Source organism: Paenibacillus sp. RS8 (assembly GCF_041956825.1).
In the GTDB taxonomy this organism is placed as follows: Bacteria; Bacillota; Bacilli; order Paenibacillales; family Paenibacillaceae; genus Paenibacillus_AQ.
This window is the reverse complement of record NZ_CP168131.1, coordinates 6,208,415-6,230,442: the sequence shown is the minus strand read 5'-3', so window position 1 is coordinate 6,230,442 and position 22,028 is coordinate 6,208,415. Positions and strand designations below refer to the sequence as shown.

General features: G+C 45.3%; 25 protein-coding genes. 24 read left to right on the top strand and 1 reads right to left on the bottom strand.

Annotated elements, in window-relative coordinates; translation table 11 throughout:
* Window positions 1-90 precede the first annotated feature (90 nt).
* The 11 genes from ACDZ28_RS29320 to ACDZ28_RS29270 all read left to right on the top strand — a co-directional run bounded on the left by ACDZ28_RS29320 (window position 91) and on the right by ACDZ28_RS29270 (window position 8,429).
* A complete protein-coding gene (locus ACDZ28_RS29320) occupies window positions 91-678 on the top strand; it encodes an RNA polymerase sigma factor (protein WP_042129542.1) in 588 nt (195 codons plus the stop codon).
* A 5-nt stretch (window positions 679-683) separates the two neighbouring features.
* On the top strand, window positions 684-1,274 hold the full coding sequence (locus tag ACDZ28_RS29315; protein WP_042129541.1) for an anti-sigma factor: 591 nt from the start codon (window positions 684-686) through the stop codon (window positions 1,272-1,274).
* Between the two features lie 182 nt (window positions 1,275-1,456).
* Window positions 1,457-2,044 (top strand): histidine phosphatase family protein, encoded by a 588-nt coding sequence (locus tag ACDZ28_RS29310; protein ID WP_042129539.1) that lies wholly within the window; start codon window positions 1,457-1,459, stop codon window positions 2,042-2,044.
* Between the two features lie 89 nt (window positions 2,045-2,133).
* Complete coding sequence (locus tag ACDZ28_RS29305; RefSeq protein ID WP_042129537.1) at window positions 2,134-3,216, top strand: hypothetical protein; 1,083 nt, start codon at window positions 2,134-2,136, stop codon at window positions 3,214-3,216.
* 245 nt (window positions 3,217-3,461) lie between these two features.
* Window positions 3,462-3,641 (top strand): IDEAL domain-containing protein, encoded by a 180-nt coding sequence (locus ACDZ28_RS29300; RefSeq protein ID WP_042129535.1) that lies wholly within the window; start codon window positions 3,462-3,464, stop codon window positions 3,639-3,641.
* Window positions 3,642-3,842: 201 nt separating this feature from the next.
* On the top strand, window positions 3,843-4,262 hold the full coding sequence (locus ACDZ28_RS29295; protein WP_042129533.1) for a DUF2487 family protein: 420 nt from the start codon (window positions 3,843-3,845) through the stop codon (window positions 4,260-4,262).
* A gap of 239 nt (window positions 4,263-4,501) precedes the next feature.
* The gene (locus tag ACDZ28_RS29290; protein WP_042129531.1) at window positions 4,502-5,056 is read left to right on the top strand and encodes a ubiquinol-cytochrome c reductase iron-sulfur subunit; all 555 of its coding nucleotides are present in this window, start codon (window positions 4,502-4,504) and stop codon (window positions 5,054-5,056) included.
* A 6-nt stretch (window positions 5,057-5,062) separates the two neighbouring features.
* A complete protein-coding gene (qcrB, locus tag ACDZ28_RS29285) occupies window positions 5,063-5,734 on the top strand; it encodes a menaquinol-cytochrome c reductase cytochrome b subunit (RefSeq protein ID WP_042129529.1) in 672 nt (223 codons plus the stop codon).
* Between the two features lie 26 nt (window positions 5,735-5,760).
* Window positions 5,761-6,633, top strand: a complete 873-nt coding sequence (locus ACDZ28_RS29280) for a menaquinol-cytochrome c reductase cytochrome b/c subunit (RefSeq protein WP_076119769.1) — start codon at window positions 5,761-5,763, stop codon at window positions 6,631-6,633.
* A 92-nt stretch (window positions 6,634-6,725) separates the two neighbouring features.
* Entirely contained in the window at window positions 6,726-7,373 is a 648-nt protein-coding gene (locus ACDZ28_RS29275; RefSeq protein WP_375103444.1) for a DUF1405 domain-containing protein, read from the top strand.
* Window positions 7,374-7,529: 156 nt separating this feature from the next.
* The gene (locus ACDZ28_RS29270) at window positions 7,530-8,429 is read left to right on the top strand and encodes a sporulation protein YpjB (protein WP_375103443.1); all 900 of its coding nucleotides are present in this window, start codon (window positions 7,530-7,532) and stop codon (window positions 8,427-8,429) included.
* Between the two features lie 57 nt (window positions 8,430-8,486).
* Here the strand turns inward: ACDZ28_RS29270 and ACDZ28_RS29265 are convergent, their stop codons facing one another.
* On the bottom strand, window positions 8,487-9,356 hold the full coding sequence (locus ACDZ28_RS29265) for a YitT family protein (protein ID WP_076119766.1): 870 nt from the start codon (window positions 9,354-9,356) through the stop codon (window positions 8,487-8,489).
* Window positions 9,357-9,524: 168 nt separating this feature from the next.
* Here ACDZ28_RS29265 and ACDZ28_RS29260 point away from each other — a divergent pair, with 168 nt between their 5' ends.
* The 13 genes from ACDZ28_RS29260 (at window position 9,525) to dinG (ending at window position 21,976) form a co-directional block, all read left to right on the top strand.
* Window positions 9,525-9,854, top strand: coding sequence for a nucleotide pyrophosphohydrolase (locus ACDZ28_RS29260; RefSeq protein ID WP_036676271.1), 330 nt, complete (start codon window positions 9,525-9,527; stop codon window positions 9,852-9,854).
* 59 nt (window positions 9,855-9,913) lie between these two features.
* Window positions 9,914-10,435 carry a tetratricopeptide repeat protein gene (locus ACDZ28_RS29255; RefSeq protein ID WP_042129521.1) on the top strand — a complete coding sequence of 174 codons (522 nt, stop codon included), beginning with the start codon at window positions 9,914-9,916 and terminating at the stop codon, window positions 10,433-10,435.
* 33 nt (window positions 10,436-10,468) lie between these two features.
* Window positions 10,469-11,272 (top strand): 4-hydroxy-tetrahydrodipicolinate reductase, encoded by an 804-nt coding sequence (gene dapB, locus ACDZ28_RS29250; RefSeq protein WP_042129520.1) that lies wholly within the window; start codon window positions 10,469-10,471, stop codon window positions 11,270-11,272.
* Window positions 11,273-11,287: 15 nt separating this feature from the next.
* Window positions 11,288-11,710 carry a methylglyoxal synthase gene (locus ACDZ28_RS29245; protein WP_042129517.1) on the top strand — a complete coding sequence of 141 codons (423 nt, stop codon included), beginning with the start codon at window positions 11,288-11,290 and terminating at the stop codon, window positions 11,708-11,710.
* Window positions 11,707-12,417, top strand: coding sequence for a bacillithiol biosynthesis deacetylase BshB1 (gene bshB1 / locus ACDZ28_RS29240; RefSeq protein ID WP_042129515.1), 711 nt, complete (start codon window positions 11,707-11,709; stop codon window positions 12,415-12,417). The genes ACDZ28_RS29245 and bshB1 overlap by 4 nt, the downstream gene beginning before the upstream one ends.
* A 20-nt stretch (window positions 12,418-12,437) precedes the next feature.
* On the top strand, window positions 12,438-13,595 hold the full coding sequence (bshA, locus tag ACDZ28_RS29235; RefSeq protein ID WP_042129514.1) for an N-acetyl-alpha-D-glucosaminyl L-malate synthase BshA: 1,158 nt from the start codon (window positions 12,438-12,440) through the stop codon (window positions 13,593-13,595).
* Window positions 13,531-14,964, top strand: a complete 1,434-nt coding sequence (locus ACDZ28_RS29230; RefSeq protein ID WP_375103442.1) for a CCA tRNA nucleotidyltransferase — start codon at window positions 13,531-13,533, stop codon at window positions 14,962-14,964. The genes bshA and ACDZ28_RS29230 overlap by 65 nt, the downstream gene beginning before the upstream one ends.
* Window positions 14,954-15,754: a biotin--[acetyl-CoA-carboxylase] ligase gene (locus ACDZ28_RS29225; protein WP_339287405.1), complete on the top strand. Its 801-nt coding sequence runs from the start codon at window positions 14,954-14,956 to the stop codon at window positions 15,752-15,754. The genes ACDZ28_RS29230 and ACDZ28_RS29225 overlap by 11 nt, the downstream gene beginning before the upstream one ends.
* Before the next feature lie 336 nt (window positions 15,755-16,090).
* Window positions 16,091-16,957 carry a 3-methyl-2-oxobutanoate hydroxymethyltransferase gene (panB, locus tag ACDZ28_RS29220; protein ID WP_375103441.1) on the top strand — a complete coding sequence of 289 codons (867 nt, stop codon included), beginning with the start codon at window positions 16,091-16,093 and terminating at the stop codon, window positions 16,955-16,957.
* A gap of 1 nt (window position 16,958) precedes the next feature.
* A complete protein-coding gene (panC, locus tag ACDZ28_RS29215) occupies window positions 16,959-17,849 on the top strand; it encodes a pantoate--beta-alanine ligase (protein WP_076119761.1) in 891 nt (296 codons plus the stop codon).
* Window positions 17,842-18,225, top strand: a complete 384-nt coding sequence (gene panD, locus ACDZ28_RS29210; protein ID WP_042129504.1) for an aspartate 1-decarboxylase — start codon at window positions 17,842-17,844, stop codon at window positions 18,223-18,225. The genes panC and panD overlap by 8 nt, the downstream gene beginning before the upstream one ends.
* A gap of 111 nt (window positions 18,226-18,336) precedes the next feature.
* Window positions 18,337-18,978 carry a hypothetical protein gene (locus ACDZ28_RS29205; protein WP_076119760.1) on the top strand — a complete coding sequence of 214 codons (642 nt, stop codon included), beginning with the start codon at window positions 18,337-18,339 and terminating at the stop codon, window positions 18,976-18,978.
* Between the two features lie 136 nt (window positions 18,979-19,114).
* Window positions 19,115-21,976 (top strand): ATP-dependent DNA helicase DinG, encoded by a 2,862-nt coding sequence (gene dinG / locus ACDZ28_RS29200; RefSeq protein WP_339287402.1) that lies wholly within the window; start codon window positions 19,115-19,117, stop codon window positions 21,974-21,976.
* Window positions 21,977-22,028: the final 52 nt, after the last annotated feature.

Genomic DNA, 22,028 nt, shown 5'->3' with positions numbered 1-22,028 from the left:
TAGCACCGCAACTTTTAAAGCCCAAACCGGTATAATAAGTACGGACCGGACGGGAAAAGACGTGCAAGGGCGAGGAGGGCCAATCTCACCATGACGGATTCCCAGTTGATCCAGCAAATCAAACAAGGAAATACAGAATTATATTCAGAATTAATGCGTCGTTATCAGCGAAAAATATTGGCATTTGTATATCATATGCTAAGAAACTCACAAATGGAGCTAATTGCAGAGGACCTTTGTTCGGAGACTTTCTACAAGGCATTCCGTAGCTTGCATTCCTTTCGAGAGGTAGATGCTTCCTTTTCAACTTGGTTGTACACTATTGCTCGTAATACTGTACTAAGTGAGCTTCGTAAGAATCGTGCCGGAAATGTATCTCTAGAAGAGAGCGGATATACTCCCGTTGCACCGTTTGAGGTAGCACCTGAGCAGGCTGCATTGCGTAAAGAACGGATGAATTTAGTCCGCGAGGCAATTAATAATCTTCCGGAGAAACAACGCTCTGCGCTAATCCTGCGTGAATATGATCAAATGGACTATCAAGAAATTGCAGAAATTTTGGATCAAAGTGTAAGCTCCGTGAAATCATTGTTGTTTCGTGCCAGAAGTAGTGTGAAGCTTCAACTCGAATCCTATTTCAATGAGCCTGAAGTTGAAGAGCAGGTTGAGAGGGTGTAAGGCGAATGAATTGCAGGGAAGCGCAAGAATGTATTCCGCTCTTGTGGGACGCTCCCCCCACACATCCTAGGCGGATTTTACTAGAAAGACATATTGAAACTTGTCCTTACTGCGCTGCTGAATGGTCTTTGTGGCAAGAAAGTAGTCAGCTTATGCATGATTTGAAGGAAGAGATTAGCGAAGAGAGTGCAGAGCTCATAAATGTTAAAGTTATGGAACGGATTTATCTAGAGAGTCCTTGGTTGATGCCAGGGGATGGGAAATCCGCGGGGACATCTGCTATTGTCCGCCATCGGCTTAGCCTCTGGATCGCTTGCTTTCTGGCAGTATTTTTATCCAGTGTTCTTTACTTCACTATGTTTAGAACACCTGCTGATATCACAGCGGCTCAGAGTGGAATTGTAGAGACGGGTATTGCAGGTTCTATGGAATGGACATCGACTTATCCGATTTTAGGGTCTGAAGGTGGGATTATTGAACCGCTTGTAGTGAATATGGGACCTACTCATCCTCAATATTGGATGATGTTATCCATGCTTGGTGTGGGTTTTGCAGTGTTTTCGCTAACCCGGCTGAATCGCTATCGCAGATCTTAAAGGGTCTATTGACGTATGACTTAGCTGTTACAGTATATAATAGTGTTAATAACGTTGTAGGAGTCCCTTTACTTAAAGTTAAGAGGGGCTTTTTTTGTATTCTAATATGCATAAAAGAAGACTTTTTATTGCATCCATGTTACATTAAGAGACAAATACTTGGATGAAAAGGGGGAGGCAATATGCTAATCGGCTTGATACGCCATGGATTGACGGACTGGAACGCAATTGGGAAGATTCAGGGACAAAGTGATATTCCGCTTAATGATGAAGGACGGATGCAAGCTGCTATGCTTGCTGACCGCTTACTACAAGAACCGTATCGCTGGGATTATTGCATTACAAGTAACCTTTCCCGTGCCGCAGAGACAGGCAAGATTATTGCCGATAAATTAGGCATACCGCTGCTAGATCCTGATCATCGGATCCGGGAACGTGCTTACGGCCAGGTAGAAGGGCTTACTGCCGCTGAACGCGAAGAGAAGTGGGGCAAGGAATGGAGTCAGCTCTCGCTAGGTCAAGAAACTGACGAGCAGCTTCAGGCTCGTGCACTCGCTTTTATGGAGGATATTTCTGCGCAGCATCCCGATCGGAACATATTAGTTATTTCTCATGGGGGGTTCCTCGCTCAGCTGTATACTGCACTTTACAAGGATAAGTATTCTGAACGAATTGGAAATTTATCCCTAACCATCTTGGAGAAGAAAGAGCGGGAATGGAACCCTATTTTATACAATTGTACTCGCCATATCCTGCAAAATCAGCGTTAACCCGTGCATCGGGTTATTTTTTTTGCGCTAAGGGGAATAAAATGGGCTGTATTTCCCATAATGGTAGTAAAACGGTGAGGCGATAAAACATGAATCTGGCGGATATGCTTACTTATGCAGATATTGGACAGCTGACCGCCATAGCGGGACGCTACCGGTGTGAATGCAAGCAGAATTCTAAACATGACTTGATCCAGAGTATTTTGATTATGCTGGGTAGCAGAAGTTTTATGGAGTCTCATATCCGGGAATGTGCTCCGGAGGATCTGCGGTTTTTGAATACATTACTTTTTGATGAACGCAGCTACTTTAGTCTAGAAGATTTGTTGGCTGTGGCTAGGCAGGCTTCGTTTGACGCTCCTGAAGGAAAGACCGGAGGTTTCCGGGAGATGGTTTCTCGTTTCAAAAGCGGAGGCTGGCTCTTTAGTGGCTCCTCCCAGCAAACCAGATACTTGTTCCAAGTGCCTAAAGATTTGAAAGAGCGCTTTCGTGAGACGATGAGCGCATATATCAAGGATAAGGTTACGGTTAGCTCTGAACCAGCCATGTATCGAAATGAAGGCGAATTGTTATTAGGTGATCTGGTTATGCTTCTGAGATATATTAAAGAAAATGAGCCGGAGCTGAATCAGGAAGGGGCAATGTATAGGCGGTATCAGCAAGGGGTGATGAATGCACTTCATATTCCGGAAGATCTTCTTAGCAAAGGCGGCTGGAGATTTGGTTATGGTAGGGCATGCGAGCATTATCCACCTAGATTAGCGCTCCTGTATGATTATGTTCGTCATCGCCGCTGGATCACTGAAGAAGGGTTTCGGTTAAGGCTTACAGCGACAGGAGAGGCAGTGTTGGCTGATGGAAAATGCGACTCGTTGATGCAGATATTCTCTTTTTGGTTAAAACTATATAAGGGGGCTATACCAAACCTGCCTTCACTTGTGTATTGGGTAAGCATTAGTGCAAGGAATTGGGTGAGTGTACCTTCATTAGTGGATGGGGTAGGGTGGTTAATTAAACCGTTCTATTATGACAGTGCTGCTTCTATCCTGGAGCAACGAATTATTCGGATGATGGTGCACCTTGGGATGCTTAAATTAGGGGAGAACGCTGTTGGACTCGCTGTGATGATGACGCCGTGGGGGATGGAGATAGCCGTGCCTAAACATCTATAGTAGTATGGAGGCATACAAGCAAATGCTTATGGGGATTACATATGTAGATTGAGGACTTCGCCTTGGTTGCTGATAGGAACAATAGATGAAGTATTGATCAGAATGGGTAAATATGTAGAACGTAGACAGGATTGTTGAATATGATTTAGTAGGTGCCGTCACTTTTGAAACCGAAAACAAATCATCTTGATGGATATCAAAATATTAAAGCAATAAGGATCTCTTAAACAGCGGAGGTGTATCGAATGGACAAAATGAAGGCTACGTACGAAGTGATGCTAGGACTTGCGGCAGAAATGGTGTGGGATGAAGCGCTGCGAAAGCGTCGCTCCGACATCTTGCACCGTGAGATTGACACGGCGCTGGCTACAGGAGATAAATTGGCTTTTCGAAATCTTACAGAAGAACTTAAAAGTCTGGCATAAAGAAATGCGCTTAGCGCATTTCTTTTTTTATTAATTTGTTGTGATCTTGCTAATGGAGCAATGAAGCTCACTTTATGTATAAGTAAAAATCTAAATCTAGACGTTTGTACCCCTCTTTCAATATAATGGGATTTATAACTTCGGGCAAATTTGTGAACAGTGGAAACGACGAAGGATTGTATTATAGGGAGATGGACATAAATGAAATTCAGTGATTTTGAAGTTGAGCAATGGGAAGACAATCGAAATTTCTATGATACATGTCTCATACCTTTTACAGGATTAAGCGGTTCTGAGAGTCCCCCTGAGACGGTTCAAGCATTAGAAAGATTACGTGATTTCATGGATTTGGTGGAAATACCATTCAAGGGACGTATCGTAACTTATCCAGCGATTCAGTATGGAGGGGGAGGATATATCGACCTAATTAATGAGGTTTGCCAAAAAGTCAAATCCAGTGGTTTCCAGTATGCTGTAGTATTGACAGCGGATAAAGCCCTTCTGAAGGAAGAAATCTTTGAAAGCGATTTAGTGCTCTCTCTGCCTATTATTGAGTCCTCTCTGGAAGGCAAGATTAATAGTGATATTGGTATGAAAATTCAAGAAATGTGGCGACGGTGAGCCTCTTTTAAATGTGACAGAAAATCAACAATTGTAGGCGAAAATCACTTTTTGGCCTGTCACAAATTAGACAATATTCTTGACGGGTTTTGGTGCCTAAGCTATTATTAGGTTGAATCGAAATGGTATGTGATGTATTTCATTGAAAAGATTTGAAAACGGATTATTTATAGTAAGGCATCTCTGATCGGACACCATAGATACTTTCTTATATCTTGTGAAGGGGGTTATATAACAGTATGAGCAGCCATAATGATCAACAGGATATTTGGCCTGAACAACCACCCAGCCGTAAAGAGATGTCGCGCAGGCAATTTTTGACCTACACGCTAGGTGGCGCTACTGCTTTTATGGGGGCAGGCACAATTCTCCCAATGGTCCGTTTTGTCGTGGACCCAATATTACATAAGAAGGGCGCAGGTGAATTTATAAAGGTTGCTGAAATAAGTAAAATCACCGAAGAGCCCCAAGAATTTACGTTTGAATTGAAGCAGAAGGACGGATGGTACGATAGCACAGCGACGCTGACTGCGTGGATCCGTAAAGACGCAAAGGGTGATATTTATGCGCTTTCACCCATATGTAAACATTTAGGATGTACGGTCGGATGGAATAACGATAAGGCTCATCCCGACGAATATCACTGCCCTTGCCACGGTGCGCGTTACACTAAACTCGGCAAAAATCTCGAGGTTGCTCCAAAGCCGCTTGACCAGTATAAAACGAAATTTGATAACGGCTGGGTTCTTTTGGGTGATATTGTGCCTAATACAGTAGCTAGTGGGGAGGCGTAGGTTCTAATGTTTAAAAATGTCTATAACTGGATTGACGAACGTTTGGATGTTACGCCAATTTGGAGGGACGTGGCCGATCACGAGGTTCCTGAGCATGTTAACCCGGCCCATCATTTCTCTGCGTTTGTGTATTGTTTTGGCGGACTGACCTTTTTTATTACAGTGATTCAGATCTTATCGGGTATGTTCTTAACGATGTATTATGTTCCAGATATTATCAATGCTTATGCAAGTGTTGAATATTTACAGTCTAGTGTTGCTTTTGGACAAATTGTCCGCGGAATGCATCACTGGGGTGCCAGTCTAGTTATTGTTATGATGTTCCTTCATACGATGCGTGTCTTCTTTACAGGCTCTTACAAAGCTCCGCGTGAGATGAACTGGGTAGTGGGTATGCTTATCTTCTTCGTAATGTTGGGTCTCGGTTTAACGGGTTACTTATTGCCTTGGGATAATAAAGCTTATTTTGCAACAAAAGTAACCCTTGAAATTGCTAACTCTGTTCCTGTGATGGGGCCCGTACTAAAAGAGCTTATGCAAGGTGGTACGATTGTTGGTGCAGAAACATTGACTCGGTTTTTCGCACTACATGTATTCTTCCTCCCAGCGGTGCTTCTTAGTCTGCTCGTAGGACACTTTATTATGATCCGCAGACAAGGGATTTCTGGACCGTTGTAAGTTAATCTGAGAGAGGAGGAATACGGATGGCACATGGAAACAATTCTAAGGAAAAGGTTGTATACGTCGGTGATACCAGAGTTCGTAAAGGCAATGGATTTATCACACCTCCAGACTATTCAGCCTATCCTGGTAAATCGGAAGCCTTCATCCCTAACTTTCTACTGAAAGAATGGATGGTTGGCGTCGTTGTACTTGTAGGAATATTAGTGCTTACTATTTCAGAGCCTGCGCCGCTAGGGTTTCCAGCGAATGCGAGTGCTACGGTTATCCCAATTCCTGACTGGTACTTCTTGTTTCTCTATCAGTATTTAAAGCTTCCATATGCTTCTGGTGATTATATCGTACTGGGTACATTAGGAGTAACCGGTGTAGCTTTTGGTTCACTTCTTTTAGCTCCATTTCTGGATACAGGCAGAGAACGCCGCTTCTATCGTAGACCGATCGCTTCATCTTTGATGTTCTTATCACTTGCAGCGATTGTGTACTTGACGAATACGGCTTGGACTGAATACAAACATGAAATGGCTGAAACCGGTCAAATTCCTGAAGATGTTCAACGGGAAGAGAAGGCGGCGGAGAATAGGGCGAAGGGCCTCCCAACCTCGAATGCAGTTAAAGCAAAGGAAGTAGCGATTGTAGACAAGGATGATCCAGCCATGGGACTCTTTAAGCAAGCTACCTGCATTTCTTGTCATGCCGCCGATTTGAAAGGGGCTGGTGGACCCTCTCTTCGTGGCGTAGGGGACACCCATGATAAAGAAGCAATCCTTACTATTATAAAAGAGGGTCAAGGGCAGATGCCGAAGATGTATGATACTGCTCTGGGAGCGGGGCTTTCGGATCAAGACATTGATGCCTTGGCAGACTGGCTTGCCAAACAAAAAAGCGAACAGTAAAATAATAATAACGCAAAACCTGATCGAAACTGCGGTCAGGTTTTTGTATGTCAATCGTAAAGTTGCCACTACTTGGGAGGTTAATGATCTGTATGTCAGTTCATGGTTTTGATAGACTGTTTAAACACCGAGGAATCATTTGGTTGTTATTTATTGTGAATCTTCTCGGTACCATTTATGGCTACATATGGTATGGCAATCAATTGGAGTTCACGGCAGCTAACTTTCCGCTTTGGTTGCTGCCGTTTGTTCCAGATAGTCCAACCGCGAGCTTGTTCTTTACCTTGGCACTGTTGCTAATGCTCTTTCCTCCAAAAAGCTATACGGGAAATAACGTTAGGGAGCTTATTGAAGCATTAGCGGTAGTGACGTCCGTGAAGTATGGGATTTGGGCGGTAAGTATGATTTTTGCTGGAGGGTATCAAGGAGATATTCTAGTGTGGAAAGATTGGATGCTGGTAATCTCCCATTTGGGGATGGCAGTGGAAGCCTTGATCTATGCACGATTCTTTTCTTTCCGCAAAATGATACCGCTAGCGCTGTTCTGGACCCTTGCTAACGATTTGCTGGACTATTCCTATGGAATATACCCATGGTTACCTTCTGTACTGAATGATGATGTTACTCAGGTACAATACTTTACAATGGCGCTTACGGTGTTTAGCGTAATTGTTGCTTGGTTGTTTAGTAGTAGACAAAGATCAGTTGAGTCTATCTATCAGTTTAAGAATAGGTTCTAGCAAGCAGTTCTAACCCTTGTCCCTTTGCCATACATTTAGAATTATAAGAAGTATTAGTTTTATACTATACTTTATCCTTATAATTTTACGAGAAATGAATATCGTCTTTAAAAGACGACAACGTCGTTTCTTCTTAAGGTAGAAGGGGGATGTCTCATGCTCCGCGGGAGATATTATGTGTTTGTTATTCTAGTATTTTGCTGGTTACTGACCAGCATGAATGTTGAAAAAGCTTCAGCAGCGCAAGCGAATGCTGGTGAAGGCTATGGCAATGATACGAAGCAAAGCGCCGATGTTAGTTCGGGCAATGGTTTGGTTGTGATGAGTGGGAAAACTGGAGCACAGCAGCTAGAACAAGCCGCTGAGGCATTGTATGGGTATGTCTTGGAAGGCGATGTGATGAAGGTCCGACAAGAAACCGAAGAGCTCTCTAGGATCTTAGTGTCCTCTTCCTTTGAAGGAATGACTTCTGTAGAGGGCATTAATGCGCTGTCAGGGGTAATTATGGACCTGAAGGCTGCAGTGGCAAGTGCAAAAATATCTCAGCAGCAATTGGAGACTACAGCAACCAAGTTACGGTTAGCCGCCAACAGTCTAAATCAACCTGGACAGCCCATTTGGCTGCAGTATTATAAGCTAATCCGCGAGGATCTGAATGCGATGGAACGAAGCGGTGCTGCAAATGATCTGGCTGGATGGAAAGCGGCTGTAGAGAGGCTACAGAGCAGGTACGAGAATATTCGGCCAGCAGTGATCGTCTCCCGTCAGGCTGAAGTTGTAAATGCTTTTGATTCTTGGCTCTCTTATGCAGCAGGCATTCCTTCTTCTTCACAAAAAATCGAACGGGCCCGGTTGCTTGAAATAGTGTCTTACGGCCAGGATGCGGTGCGGGTAATGTTCGGAAAATCGAAGGATGAGCCGGCTTTGTCATTACCCCTGGCCTCACAAGAATTTGGGATTTGGGGAGGGCTAGCCGCAAGCTTTATTATTGCAGCATTAGCTTATGTGGGCTATCGTAAGTATCGTGGAGAAAATCAAAAATTCAAGCCGATTTAGTGAAATTGGCTTAATGAATAACAAAAAGGAGCGGGAAGAGTCCTCGCTCCTTTTTCTTTATGTTTCTCTGAATCCCTCGCCTTGAACATCATGCACATCACTTATAATTACGAACGCGTGCGGATCAATTGATTTGACTAATAAACTAAGACGGCGAATTTCCTGCCTTGAGACCACACAATACACCATATGCTTGGCTTGCTTAGAATACGCACCGATGGCGGGGATGAGCGTTACTCCTCGTTCTAATTCAGCAGTTATTAGATCGGCAATTTGGGGTGCCTCGTCACTAATGATAGTAAAAGCTTTGGCGGCATAAGCGCCTTCCTGGATGAAATCAATAACACGTGAAGCGATAAACACTGCGACGAGTGTGTATAGAATTTTTTCTTTGGGAATATAGAAGATGGAAGAACCGATAATGAAAATGTCGATAGCCAGAATAATCTGTCCCATGCTCCAGCCGAAATTCCGTCCCAGAATTCTTGCTACAATGTCTACGCCACCTGTTGTGCCACCAAAACGGAACACAATCCCAAGCCCTGTTCCAAGTGTCACCCCTGCGTATAGTGCAGCAAGAATAAAGTCATGTTCGGTGCTGAACGGCACGATCCATCCGGCAGAGATCAATCTTTCGAAGATCCACAAGAAAAGGGATAAAGACCCGATCCCTACACCTGTGTATACAATTTGGCGGCCGCCTAGGACTTTCCAACCCAGCAGAAACAATGGAAGATTGATTAGCAGCGTTGTTAAAAAGATTGGGATGTCAAAGGCATAATTAAGCAACAGTGTGATACCTGTTACGCCGCCTTCCATTAGCTGACTGGGAATGATGAAATACAGTAGACCGAATGCATATACGGCAGTGCCGAGCATGATGGGAGCAACTGTTTTACTGATTGTGATTACCTTGTTTGAATTCATGGAATCCCTCGTTAGGCCTTGTTAAGGCAGTTTTTCTTTTCCTATAATAAGTATACCTTTTCTTGCAGGTGTTAAAATATTCAAAAAAGATTTGTCTTCAAAACGTCTTTACGATAACATAGGGGCAAACAGAAGGCAAGATATACAGAGGGGGCAAAGATACATTTTATGGACAAAAGTCTTGGTGACATTCAGCGTGAAGTAGACGCTTATATATCGCAATTTAAAGAAGGGTACTTCAGTCCGCTGTCTATGTTAGCCCGCATGTCCGAGGAAGTCGGAGAGTTGGCGCGGGAAGTTAATCATGAATTCGGTGAAAAGCCGAAGAAGTCTGATGAAGCAGAGAATTCTATTGAGCTTGAACTGGGAGATATTCTGTTTATTACCGTTTGTTTTGCGAATTCTCTTGGGATAGATCTGACTGAAGCGCATAATAAGGTTATGCATAAGTTTAATACCCGAGACGCTGGGCGTTGGACACCAAAAGACACCGATTAGGCCTCTATAACATATGCTGTACCAAACGAACGGGATTTAGCCGTGAGGATGGTGTGTATATGGATCAAAGAGATTATGTAAGAGAAGCCTACCGATCTATATTGCGAAGTGACTTTGCGGAAGCTATTGTTTGCTTTGAGGCTGCGATTGCGGCAAGTCCGGCAGATGCAGAAGTCAGATATCGTTGTTCCATAACGTATGCCCGCAGTGGTATGCTAGATAAAGCTTTAGTTCATGCTCAGGCCGCTATGAAGTTAGACGGTAGCAAACCTGAGTATAGTCTACATCTACAGCATCTTCAGGCTATGATGCATGTACAGGAAGCTAAGCGGTTGATAGAAGATGAAGATAACAAAACTCGCAACCCGTATCATCCGATTACGCTGCTTAAAGAGGCCATCACTCTTGACCCCTTATATGGGGATGCTTATGTATGGCTTGCCATTGCGCATAGTCGGGTAAATGAGCATATTCAGGCTATAGCTGCCCTGAAAGAAGTGATTTCTTTACATCCGGATGATTCTGGCTTGCGAGAATTGATGGTAGACCTTCAGAAATCCATACAATCGTATATGCAGTAACTATATAACCAGTGAAGGCGAGGATGAAAAGATATGAGCAACAAGATCAGAGTTATCGTATCCGGCGCAGGCGGGAGAATGGGTAAAGAGGTTATTAAACTTGTGCTGCAGGACGAAGAGTTAGAGCTGGCAGCTGCGGTAGATCGTTCAACGATGGATATAGACGCAGGCCGTCTTGTAGGTCTAGAAGACTCGGGAGTTATTGTAACTTCAGATCTTGAGGCTGCCCTCGCGGGAAGCAATGGAGATGTTGTAGTTGATTTCACTACACCACAATCAGCGTATACGAATACAGCACTAGCCATTAAATACGGAGTGCGTCCGGTTATTGGTACAACCGGATTCACACCGGAGCAAATTGTGGAACTGGACAAGCAGTGTCAAGACCAGGGGATAGGCGGACTCATTGCTCCTAATTTCTCCATAGGGGCTATTCTGTTGATGAAATTTGCGGCTCAAGCTTCAAAATACTTCCCGCATCTGGAGATTATCGAGTATCATGGTGACCAGAAACTGGATGCTCCATCCGGAACTGCAATTAAAACGGCAGAGATGATTTCAGAGGTTCGGGAAGAGCTTCGTCAAGGGAATCCTAAAGAAGAAGAAACGATTGAAGGTGCCCGCGGGGGTTATTATAACGGATTCCGGATACATAGTGTCCGTCTTCCTGGTGTGTTTGCCCAAGAAGAAGTGATTTTTGGCGGGTTCGGACAATCCTTAAAAATCCGGCATGATTCTTATGAGCGAGCAGGATATATGCCAGGCGTTAAGATGGGGATTCAGAAGGTTATGGAATACACTGGCTTGATCTATGGATTTGAGCACTTTATAGAATAGACAGGGGAGAACACCATGTTAAAAATCGCATTTATTGCACATGATCGTAAAAAAGATGAGATCGTAAATTTTGTATTAGCCTATGAGCATGTTTTTGTAGGTCATGAATTATTTTCCACGGGGACTACTGGCCAACGAATCATGGATGTGACTAGCTTGAAAATTCATCGCTATATGTCCGGCCCATTAGGTGGAGATCAGCAAATTGGCGCAATGGTAGCGCAGGATGAATTGGACCTTATTATTTTCTTGCGTGATCCATTAATGGCACAGCCACATGAGCCAGATATTACAGCTTTACTTCGTCTATGCGACGTATACGGTATACCTGTAGCTACGAATATTGCGACAGCTGAAGTGCTTGTGAAGGCGATTGATCGCGGTGACTTTGCTTGGCGTGAACTAGTTCATAAATACAAACCAGGTGTCGATGAATGAAGCTGGACATTCTTGTATTTGGAGCTCATGCGGATGACGCGGAGATCGGTATGGCAGGTACGATTGCGAAACATACCGCTGCAGGCCTTAAAGTGGGCTTGTGCGATTTAACGGCTGCAGAGATGTCCTCGAACGGTACTGTAGAGTTACGCAAGGAAGAGGCGCAGCAAGCTGCTGATCTACTTGGTGTATCGGTGCGGACGAATTTAGGTTTATCAGACAGAGGGCTTTTTATAACGGAAGAGCATGTAGCAGCTGTTACAGCAGAAATTCGCCGTTTTGCGCCTGCGATAGTTTTTGCTCCTTATTGGGAAGATCGTCATCCTGATCATATAGCATGCAGTAAGCTGGTAGAAGAGGCGGTCTTTAATGCCAAACTACGTAAATATATGCCGGACAAGCCGGCAGTTTCAGCACCACAATTGTTTTTTTATTTTATAAATGATCTTGGACGTACGGATCTTATTGTAGATGTTACTGAACAATATGGGTTAAAGGAGCAGGCATTGTCCTGTTATCGCTCTCAGTTCACCAAACCGCTGGGTGCCGATGCTGTATCCACACCGTTAACGGAGGGTTACATTGAGCGGGTCCGCTCTAGAGATATGTTGCTTGGACAGCGCAGACTCATTCCTTATGCGGAAGGGTTTGCTACAAAAGTTCCTTATGCGGTAAATTTGTTTACTGCGGGGGACCATACTTTATAAAGTATAGAAGGGGACGGAACATGGATCGTTTGAAAATAGGTATTACCTGTTATCCGTCTCTTGGCGGCTCAGGCGTAGTAGCGACTGAATTAGGAAAACTCTTGGCCGAAAAGGGGCACGAAGTTCATTTTATTACACACAGTATTCCGTTTCGGTTAGGGAAGTTTCAGAAAAATATATTTTATCATGAGGTAGAAGTTAACGATTATTACGTATTTAAATATCCTCCTTATGACTTAGCGCTTGCTACGAAGATGGCTCAGGTTGCTAAAATGCAGAATCTGGATCTGTTCCATGTTCATTATGCCGTTCCACACGCTGTTTGTGCTTTTCTTGCCAAGCAAATGCTTGGTAATGATATAAAGGTTGTAACGACCTTGCATGGTACTGACATTACGGTACTTGGACAGGACGAATCTCTAAAAGATCTAATCCGTCTTGGAATTAATGAAAGTGACGCTGTAACGGCTGTATCGAAGGATCTCATTAGAGAAACACGAGAAGTGCTGGATATCACTCGCGAGATTGACCTCACTTATAATTTCGTTGATCATCGTGTCTATTACCCGCGGGATGTATCGAATCTTCGGGAAGATTTTGCTTCACCTGAAGAGAAGATCCTGATGCACATCAGTAACTTCCGTCCAGTTAAAAGGGTAAGCGATGTTGTAGATATCTTTGCTAAAGTGAATCGTGAAATCCCTTCACGACTGCTGCTTGTTGGTGAAGGGCCTGATCTTCCCAAGATTCAAGCTAAGATCAGTGAAATGGGTCTGGAAGATAAAGTCCGCTTCTTAGGAAGACAGGATGAGATCGCTCAAGTCATTTCGTTAGCTGATTTGCTGCTGTTACCATCAGAGAAGGAAAGCTTTGGTCTGGTTGCGCTAGAAGCGATGGCCTGTGGAGTACCGACTATAGGTTCTCAAACCGGAGGGATTCCAGAGCTAATTGAGCATGGCAAGACGGGATTTATTGCTCCGATTGGTGATACGGACACTATGGCGAAATATGCAATTAAACTCCTTTCGGATGATCGCATGGTGCAGCAATTCAGACAAGCCTGCCTGGAAACAGCCTGCAAAGATTTCTGTAAGGATTCGATTACAAGTCAGTATGAAGATATATATTACCGTGTGCTCGGGCGCAAGGTACCTAGACTGGATACAGTCAGGGGGTAAGGGGTTCGTAATGAAATGGAAAATGGCGCCATCCGCTATGGCTCTTGCGGCGGAAAATGTAATTTCTGAGCTAACTCAGAACGGCCATGAGGCTTTTTGGGTCGGAGGCTGCATTCGCGATGAGCTGTTGGGTAGGCCAGTACATGATATGGATATTACAACTTCAGCAGTGCCGGAGGAAGTGATAGCCATCTTCGCACGCAGTATTCCGACAGGGCTAGCACATGGGACGGTCACCGTGCTTCAGGATGGGCATGGGTTTGAAGTGACGACATACCGAACTGAAAGTGGGTATGTCGATCATCGTCGTCCGGAACATGTTGAATTTGTTAGTGATGTGAAGGAAGATTTGCGTCGTCGCGATTTTACGATTAACGCAATATGCTGCGGGCTGGACGGAGATTTGATTGATCCCTTCGGAGGCGAGAAGGATCTAGCTCTCCGTGTGATCCGCTGTGTGGGGGATGCGGAGGAACGGTTCGATGAGGATGCGCTACGCATGCTTCGCTGCGTTCGTTTCGCATCGGTGTTAGATTTCTCCATCGCCAAGAATACGTGGAGGGGACTGTTGCGCCAGCGAGATAAGCTGGCGCATATTGCTGTGGAGCGCGTCCGCGCGGAGCTGGACCGCATCGTAGAGGGGCCGCATCCTCGGCGCGGACTTGCAATGCTAGCGCGCTGTGAACTGCTCGCGCGCGGCAAAGCCCCGTTCCCCTGGACCGGAACCGATCTGGCAGCTGCTGCCGCCTTGACGGCCGGGATAGGGGAACTGGAGAGCGCCCACCTGCGGTGGGCGCTTCTCCTCCATGCCCTGAAGCAGTCGGCCCAGGAGGCCGATGAGCTGCTGCGGGCATGGACGTTCTCTGGGACGACGCGTACCAGCGTCGTCCAGGTGCTGCGGGTCCGCGAAGCTTGGACCGCTGCCCTGGTGGCAGTGCCGCCGGGGGAACCGGACGGCACGGATCTATTGCGGCGGCGCTTCCTCGCCGCCGTGCTGACCTTCGGCGTGGAAGCCGCCGAAGGGTGGCTCTCGCTGCTGGCGATCTTGCCAGCAGGTGGCCTTCCCGCTGCGAACCCGCCAGCGGGTTCAGAGATTTCACCCGCTGTCACCCCAGCGGCGCCAGAGCTTGTAAATGGCTTGATCTATTTGCAAGCTGCAAGAGACTGGATCTCACAGATGCCGCTTAAGAGCTTATCGGAGCTTGCTGTTACAGGTAATGAGCTGGCGGAAGCGCTTGGGAAACGTCCGGGTCCTTGGCTCGGCAATATGCTGAGTGCACTTCTGCAAGCGACTGCTTCGGGAGATCTACTAAACAATAAACAAGTATTGCTGCTTGAAGCAAAAAGGATGGATGGACATGAGCTATGATAAGGCGCTGTCGCTAACCGAATTGAAGCAGGAAGCTTCCGATTCGAATTGGATAGACAGAGTTCAGCTCCTAGAGTCTGTCGTATCTACTCAGGAGGAAGCCAAACGATTGGCAGAAAGCGGCGCACCAGAAGGAACAACCGTAATCGCTGAAGAACAAACCGGCGCTAGGGGGAGAATGGGCAGAAATTGGTTTTCTCCTCGTGGCAAAGGGATTTGGATGAGTATAGTATTGCGGCCGAATTTACCTTTGTTACAGACTCCGCAGTTAACACTGCTTGCTGGGGTTGCCGTTTGTAAAGCAATACGTCGTGTGACCGGAGTCGATGCCGGTATTAAATGGCCGAATGATTTGCTTGCGGGCGGTCGTAAGATATGCGGAATTTTGCTTGAGTCTTCGCTAAGAGAAGGGGAGCTTCATTATTGCATCGCCGGAATTGGAATTTCTGCGAACTTGACTGAAGACGATTATCCTGATCATCTGAAAGAAGTGGCAACTTCACTTCGGATACAGCGGAGCGGTGTTCCTATTGACCGTTCGGAGCTGGTTAGGGCTGTGCTCGATGAGTTGGAATTGCATTACAATCTGTATATGAATCAAGGTTTTAAACCCATCAAAGAGCTATGGGAGTCGATGTCAGTTACATTGGGTCGCCAAATCGCCCTGAATAGCCCTCAGGGGCGTTCTGAAGGCGTCGTAGTAGGTCTGGATAACTTAGGCGGACTACTCCTTAAAAATAGCTCAGGGGACATTTCAAATGTATGCTCAGGTGAAATTGAGCTTTTATAAGTCTTTTCAATATGGCAGGGGTGTCATCCCTTGTCATATTTTTTTCGTGTAATTCCGAGTCCTTTTTGATATACTATGGGTCGGAGGCGGTATCGTTTTACGAACTGTACTCTTGATCTGATGGATTTATAATGTTTTTATTATTGGAATTACCTTCATAACTGCGTTAGACGGTTACGTTGGATTCTGCTCTGAGCCGTAAGGACCGAGACAGAAGGGACGATCGCGAGTGACTCTTTTTTGCCCTTCGGACCTTTTTAGCAAATGATTGCTAAAGGGTTTTTTTGTTGCGATTTTTACGGGGATGTTATTTCAAAAAGGAGGACGAAGAGAGAAATGGCAAACAAACAAGCACTTAATATTGTGAAAATGAAAAAAATGAAAGCAGATGGTGAACGGTTGAGTATGTTGACCGCTTATGATTACCCATCGGCTCTACTTGCTGAAGAAGCCGGTATCGACCTTATCCTGGTGGGTGACTCCCTGGGAAACGTGGTACTTGGATATGATACAACTTTACCCGTTACGATTGACGATATGGTCTACCATACTCGTTCCGTAACTCGAGGCGCACAAAATACGTTCATTGTGGCAGATATGCCGTTTATGACCTATCACGGAAGTGTAGATGAGACCCTGCGGGGTGTGCGCAGACTGATGCAGGAAGGGCGGGCTCATGCCGTCAAAATGGAAGGCGGCCTCGAAATTTGTGAGACAGTCGCTGCAGTTGTAGCTGCGGGAGTCCCTGTGCTTGGGCATATTGGACTTACACCACAATCGGTAAATATGATTGGGGGCTACCGTATTCAAGGTAAGGACGCCAGAGACGCAAAACGCCTGATGGATGAGGCCAAGGCGCTTGAAGCAGCCGGTGCATTTGCAGTCGTACTGGAGCTGGTGACAGAAGAAGTCGCACAAGCGATTTCTGAGGCACTGAGCATTCCGACCATTGGGATTGGTGCAGGTCGTTATTGTGACGGTCAGGTATTGGTTTTCCATGATTTGCTGCGGTATGCCTCACCCTATCGTGAGAAACGTTTTGTCAAAACCTATGCGGATGTGGGTAATGTAATTCGTGAGGGGATTAGCCAATATGTGCAAGAAGTGAAGGATCGCTCGTTCCCAGATGAAGGCCATGTTTTTAAGGCAGATGAAACCGTTCTGGAATCTTTATACGGCGGTGCCGGAAAGGATGGGGAATAAGATGAGAGTTGTCAGAAGCATTGAGCAGCTGCGCGAAGCTTTGGAGTATATGAGACAAGGTGGGCATACCCCCATTGGTTTTGTTCCAACCATGGGATATCTTCACGAAGGACATGCCAGTCTGCTTCGGCGGGCAGGAGAAATGAGCAACACGGTGGTTATGAGCATATTTGTGAACCCGCTGCAGTTTGGACCGAATGAGGATTATGATTCCTATCCGCGCGATGAAGAGCGTGATTTGGAGCTGGCGGAACGCGAAGGCGTCGATATTGTATTTATCCCCAGTGTAGAAGAAATGTATCCGCAGCCTACCCGGACTACAGTCTCAGTATCTGAGCTTACTACTCGACTTTGCGGAGCTTCGCGCCCAGGGCATTTTAATGGCGTAACTACGGTTGTGAATAAACTATTTAATATCGTGCAGCCGGATTATGCTTTCTTTGGACTAAAGGATGCCCAGCAAGTAGCAGTGCTCCGCCGAATGGTATCCGATTTGAATATGAATGTTGAAATTGTACCTTGCCCTATCATTCGTGAAGGGGATGGACTTGCGCTTAGCTCACGAAACGTATTCTTATCTTCGGAGGAACGTAGTCAGGCATTAGTGCTATCTCGATCTTTACGTGAAGTACGTCAGTCCATTGAAGAAGGAAAAGTAAGAACCGTTGCTGAAGTGCGGGAATTGTTGACATCGGTTATTTCCAGCTCTCCTTTGGCGGTCATTGATTATGCGGAAATACTGACATTCCCTAATCTGGAAAGTTTAGACCACGAAGCTTTAATAACGGATGTAGAAGGGGAAATTATTATAGCGCTTGCTGTGAAGTTTGGCAGAACACGCTTAATTGACAATAATGTATTTATTCCAAAGGAGGTTGCCGCTCTTGTTTAGACATATGATGAAATCCAAAATTCACCGCGCTACGGTGACAGAAGCGAACTTGAATTATGTGGGTAGTATTACCATTGATGAGAACTTAATGGAAGCGGCAGATATTCTTGAAAATGAAAAAGTACAGATCGTGGATAACAATAATGGTTCACGGTTAGAAACGTATGTTATTCCTGGACCTCGCGGAAGTGGTGTGATCTGTCTGAATGGTGCAGCCGCCCGTCTTGTTCAACCAGGAGACACAGTAATTATTATTTCATATGCGATGTTGTCTTCGGAAGAACTGGAGTCGCATAAGCCAACAGTGGTATTCGTGGATGAGAACAACAGACCCGTCAAGCTGGCTGATCATGAATTGCATGCTACAATCGCTTAATTAATGGACTTACGCCATGTAATGAATGGCAGGGATGAAAGACCCCGTTCTCGCAGAAAATGAAGTCAGGCAAGCTGAACTGATTTCATCTTCAGTAAAGGGGGATAGCCCATGTTTCAACATTTGTTTGCTGAAATGAACAAGGTGCTTCAGGAGATCGTTACAGATTACCCTACAGCGGAGGGTGCCCGCCGGAATGAGCTTTTATGCAATTATAATATGCTGCACCGACTAAGCGATAAAGTAATGGATGAATGGCTGGCCTTTGCAGAGAAGCTAAGTCACTTTCGTGAAAGTGTAGATTTTACGACTGTGGCTGAAGAGGACATGCCAGAGCAGGAAGCACCCGAGCTCTGCATGGATACTTTTGTTAGAGGCCAGGGGTATTATAAGCTGCTGATGTATGGAAAATGTATTGAGCAGTTTAAGGAAGTTATTGCGCAATATCCGGATAGTTTGGCTGCTCGCTTATATTTAGCCATCTCTTACCTTCAGGAAGGGGATGGGGAAGCAGCGTGGAGTCATTTGAACCATATGCTCGGTTTGATACGGGAAACCAAGCTGAAAGCAATGGTTTATAATGCTTTAGGCTGCATCCGGGCTTCACAGGAACGCTTCAATGAAGCGCAGGAGCTGTTTGGCCTCTCGTTGCAGCTTGACCCTGCACTTCCTGAACCAACGGTTAATTTGGAGGTTTGCCGCCGCCGTGGAGGAAAGCTTCATTTCGGAAATCAGCTTGTTTCATTATTGTAAATTATTACGTTTACGGTTTATTATTCCGCATTTTCATTCAAGCGATGCATCCCCTGAACCAGTGGTGTGCATCGCCTTTTTTCGCAACTTCTGTTATGCTGATTAAGAGTCTCAATTGAAAGGGAATAGAATTATAATGAAATTTGCCGTGCTTGATTTTGAAACAACGGGAACCCAATCCGTGGGTGAAATTATCCAGGTTGGCCTTGCAATTATAGAAGAAGACCGGTCCATCTCCCGGGTATATGGTTCCTACGTCAAGCCCGGAACGCCGATACCTCCTTTTATAACTGGTCTGACGGGGATTACCGACGATGATGTAAAGGATGCGCCTGAGCTGGATGAGATGATGATGGAGCTTGTTCCACTCTTGGATGATGTTGTGCTTGTAGGGCATAATGTCGCATTTGACTTCCATTTTTTGCAAAATGCTTTAGACAGATGTGGGTATTTACCATTTCAAGGGCGGATTTTAGATACGATTGATTTTCTAAAAATCTGCTTTCCTTCCCTAACATCCTATCAACTAGGGTCAGTTAGTGCACATTTTGGAGTGACACATGATCGTCCGCATCAGGCAGATAGTGATGCACTAGCGACAGCTCTTGTGCTGTTGAAATGTCTGGAGGAGCTTTATAGTTTGCCGTTACTCACCATCCAGCGACTATGTGAGCTGTTTACCGAAGAGGATAGTGATTTAGGTTGGTATTTTGATGGTCTGCTGCGTGAGCGGGAAGCGGAGACGCTTCAACCCGAAGGTGATCTGACTTTCTATCGTCAATTAGCGCTTGCAGTAGGGGATTGGAATGAACTAGCTCCACCTCGTGACGAGCATGCTGAGAATCCGCTACAGAATTTATCATTTACAGATTATATGGATGAAGTAACGAAACGGCTTAAAGACACTTTGCCACAGTATGAAAGCCGAGAAGCTCAGGATATTATGATCAATGAGGTGATTACGGCACTTGCCGAAGACAAACATCTATTGATCGAAGCAGGGACAGGAACTGGCAAATCGCTTGGTTATTTGTTGCCTGCCATATACCAAAGTGTTCGTACTAATGAGAAAGTTATGGTCAGCACTCATACCATTAATCTGCAGGATCAATTGCGTGAGCGTGATATTCCTTTGTTAACGCAGGTAGTTCCGTTTCCATTTAAAGCTGCGATTTTTAAAGGCAGAGGGCATTATTTGTGTCTTCGTAAGTTTGAACATAAAATTAATAAAAAAGACTTTATAAGTCCAAGGGAAGATGCACTTACTGCGGCTCAGATGATCGTTTGGCTGACACAAAGTGAATCAGGGGATGACGAAGAGCTCAATTTAAGCGGTCGTGGCGGAGATTTCTGGGAGACGGTAGCAAGCGATACCGATTCTTGTCTCGGTCGCTCCTGTCCTTGGTTCCGCAAATGTTATTACCATCGGGCAAAACATGAAGCGGGTATTGCTGACGTGGTTATTACGAACCACTCTAAGCTTTTCGCAGATGTTAAGGCTGGGCACCAGCTACTCCCGGCTTATGAACATCTTGTTATTGATGAGGCCCATCATCTGGAGGACGTGGCTGGCAAGCATTTAGGTATGCATATGAAGCATTTCACGGTGGCTCACACGCTGTCCCGATTATACAAGGATAGTCGTAACGGCCAACTCCCAACGCTTCGTCAAATGCTTCAGTCATCAGGCAGTGAGGAAGCTTCTGAATGGAGCGGAGTTATCGATAGAATCTATCCAGATCTACTTACTGTAAAAGAAACCTGGGATCTACTTAGTGACAAGCTATTTAGTCTCTTGCCGGAACGTAGCGATGCAGCGGCGGGAGAAGCTGGACAGCTAGTCATGCGGTTACTTCCTACCCGTAAACCGAAAGATTGGGATGAATTGGTTGCTTTGGAGAATACTATGAATCTGACATTAAGCGAAATTATCCGTAAGGGTGATAAGATGCTTAATGAGATGCGTGATCAAGAAGGTCAATCTTCTTCAGATAGTTTAGTAACCGATATTAGCGGCTTATTTAAGGATTTAGCTTCTATACGTGAGCAAGTACGGTTTTTTATGGGATTAAACGACGAGAATGTAGTATATTGGCTGGAGGCGAATGGAAATTATCGCAGCAAATCGCTACAGCTATATGCCGTCCCTGTTGATGTTAGTACCCAGCTTAAAGAGCTGTTCTTCGACAAAAAGAAAAGTATTGTGTTAACCTCGGCGACGCTTTCTGTCGATAAATCGTTCCAGTTTATGATTGATAATCTCGGACTTAATGAAGCTGCGGAAGAGGGGCGTCTAATGACATCTCTCCTTCCTTCTCCCTTTAAGTATCGGGAGCAGGCACTATTAGTAATTCCACGGGATTTCCCTAGTGTGAAGGGCAGTGTGGGCGATGCCCGATTTGTCGATACGCTCGTACAGTCACTAGCAGAAGCGGCTATTACGACACGCGGACGGATGCTTGTTCTGTTTACTTCTTACAAGATGCTGCGCCAAGTTTACGATCCTCTGAAAGAGGCTCTAGCCTCACAAGAAATCACGGTGCTAGGTCAAGGCGTGGAAGGTGGAAGCCGCAGTAAGCTGATTCGACGCTTTCAGGACAGTGCTGCTTCAGTTCTGCTTGGAACTAGCAGCTTCTGGGAGGGAGTAGATATTCCGGGCGAGGCATTGACATGCTTAGCCATCGTGAGGCTTCCATTTCAACCGCCTAATCACCCTCTAGCGGAAGCGAAGTCTGAGTTATTACAAGCCCAGAAGAAGAATCCGTTTATGAAATTGTCGGTGCCTCAGGCAGTTATCCGCTTCAAGCAAGGATTTGGAAGACTGGTACGGACAGCGCAGGATCGGGGTATTGTTATAGTGTATGACACTAGGGTTATCGAATCTCATTATGGAAAGTATTTCCTTTATTCGTTGCCTGGCCCGAAAATGGAACATATGCTTACGGATCAAATGGTTCCTCGTATAGCAGAGTGGTTGGAAGACGGAGGCGTTTCTTAAGAAGGACATCTTCTGTTTAATTAATCACTCCACAATGAAGGGCGGTATAAGA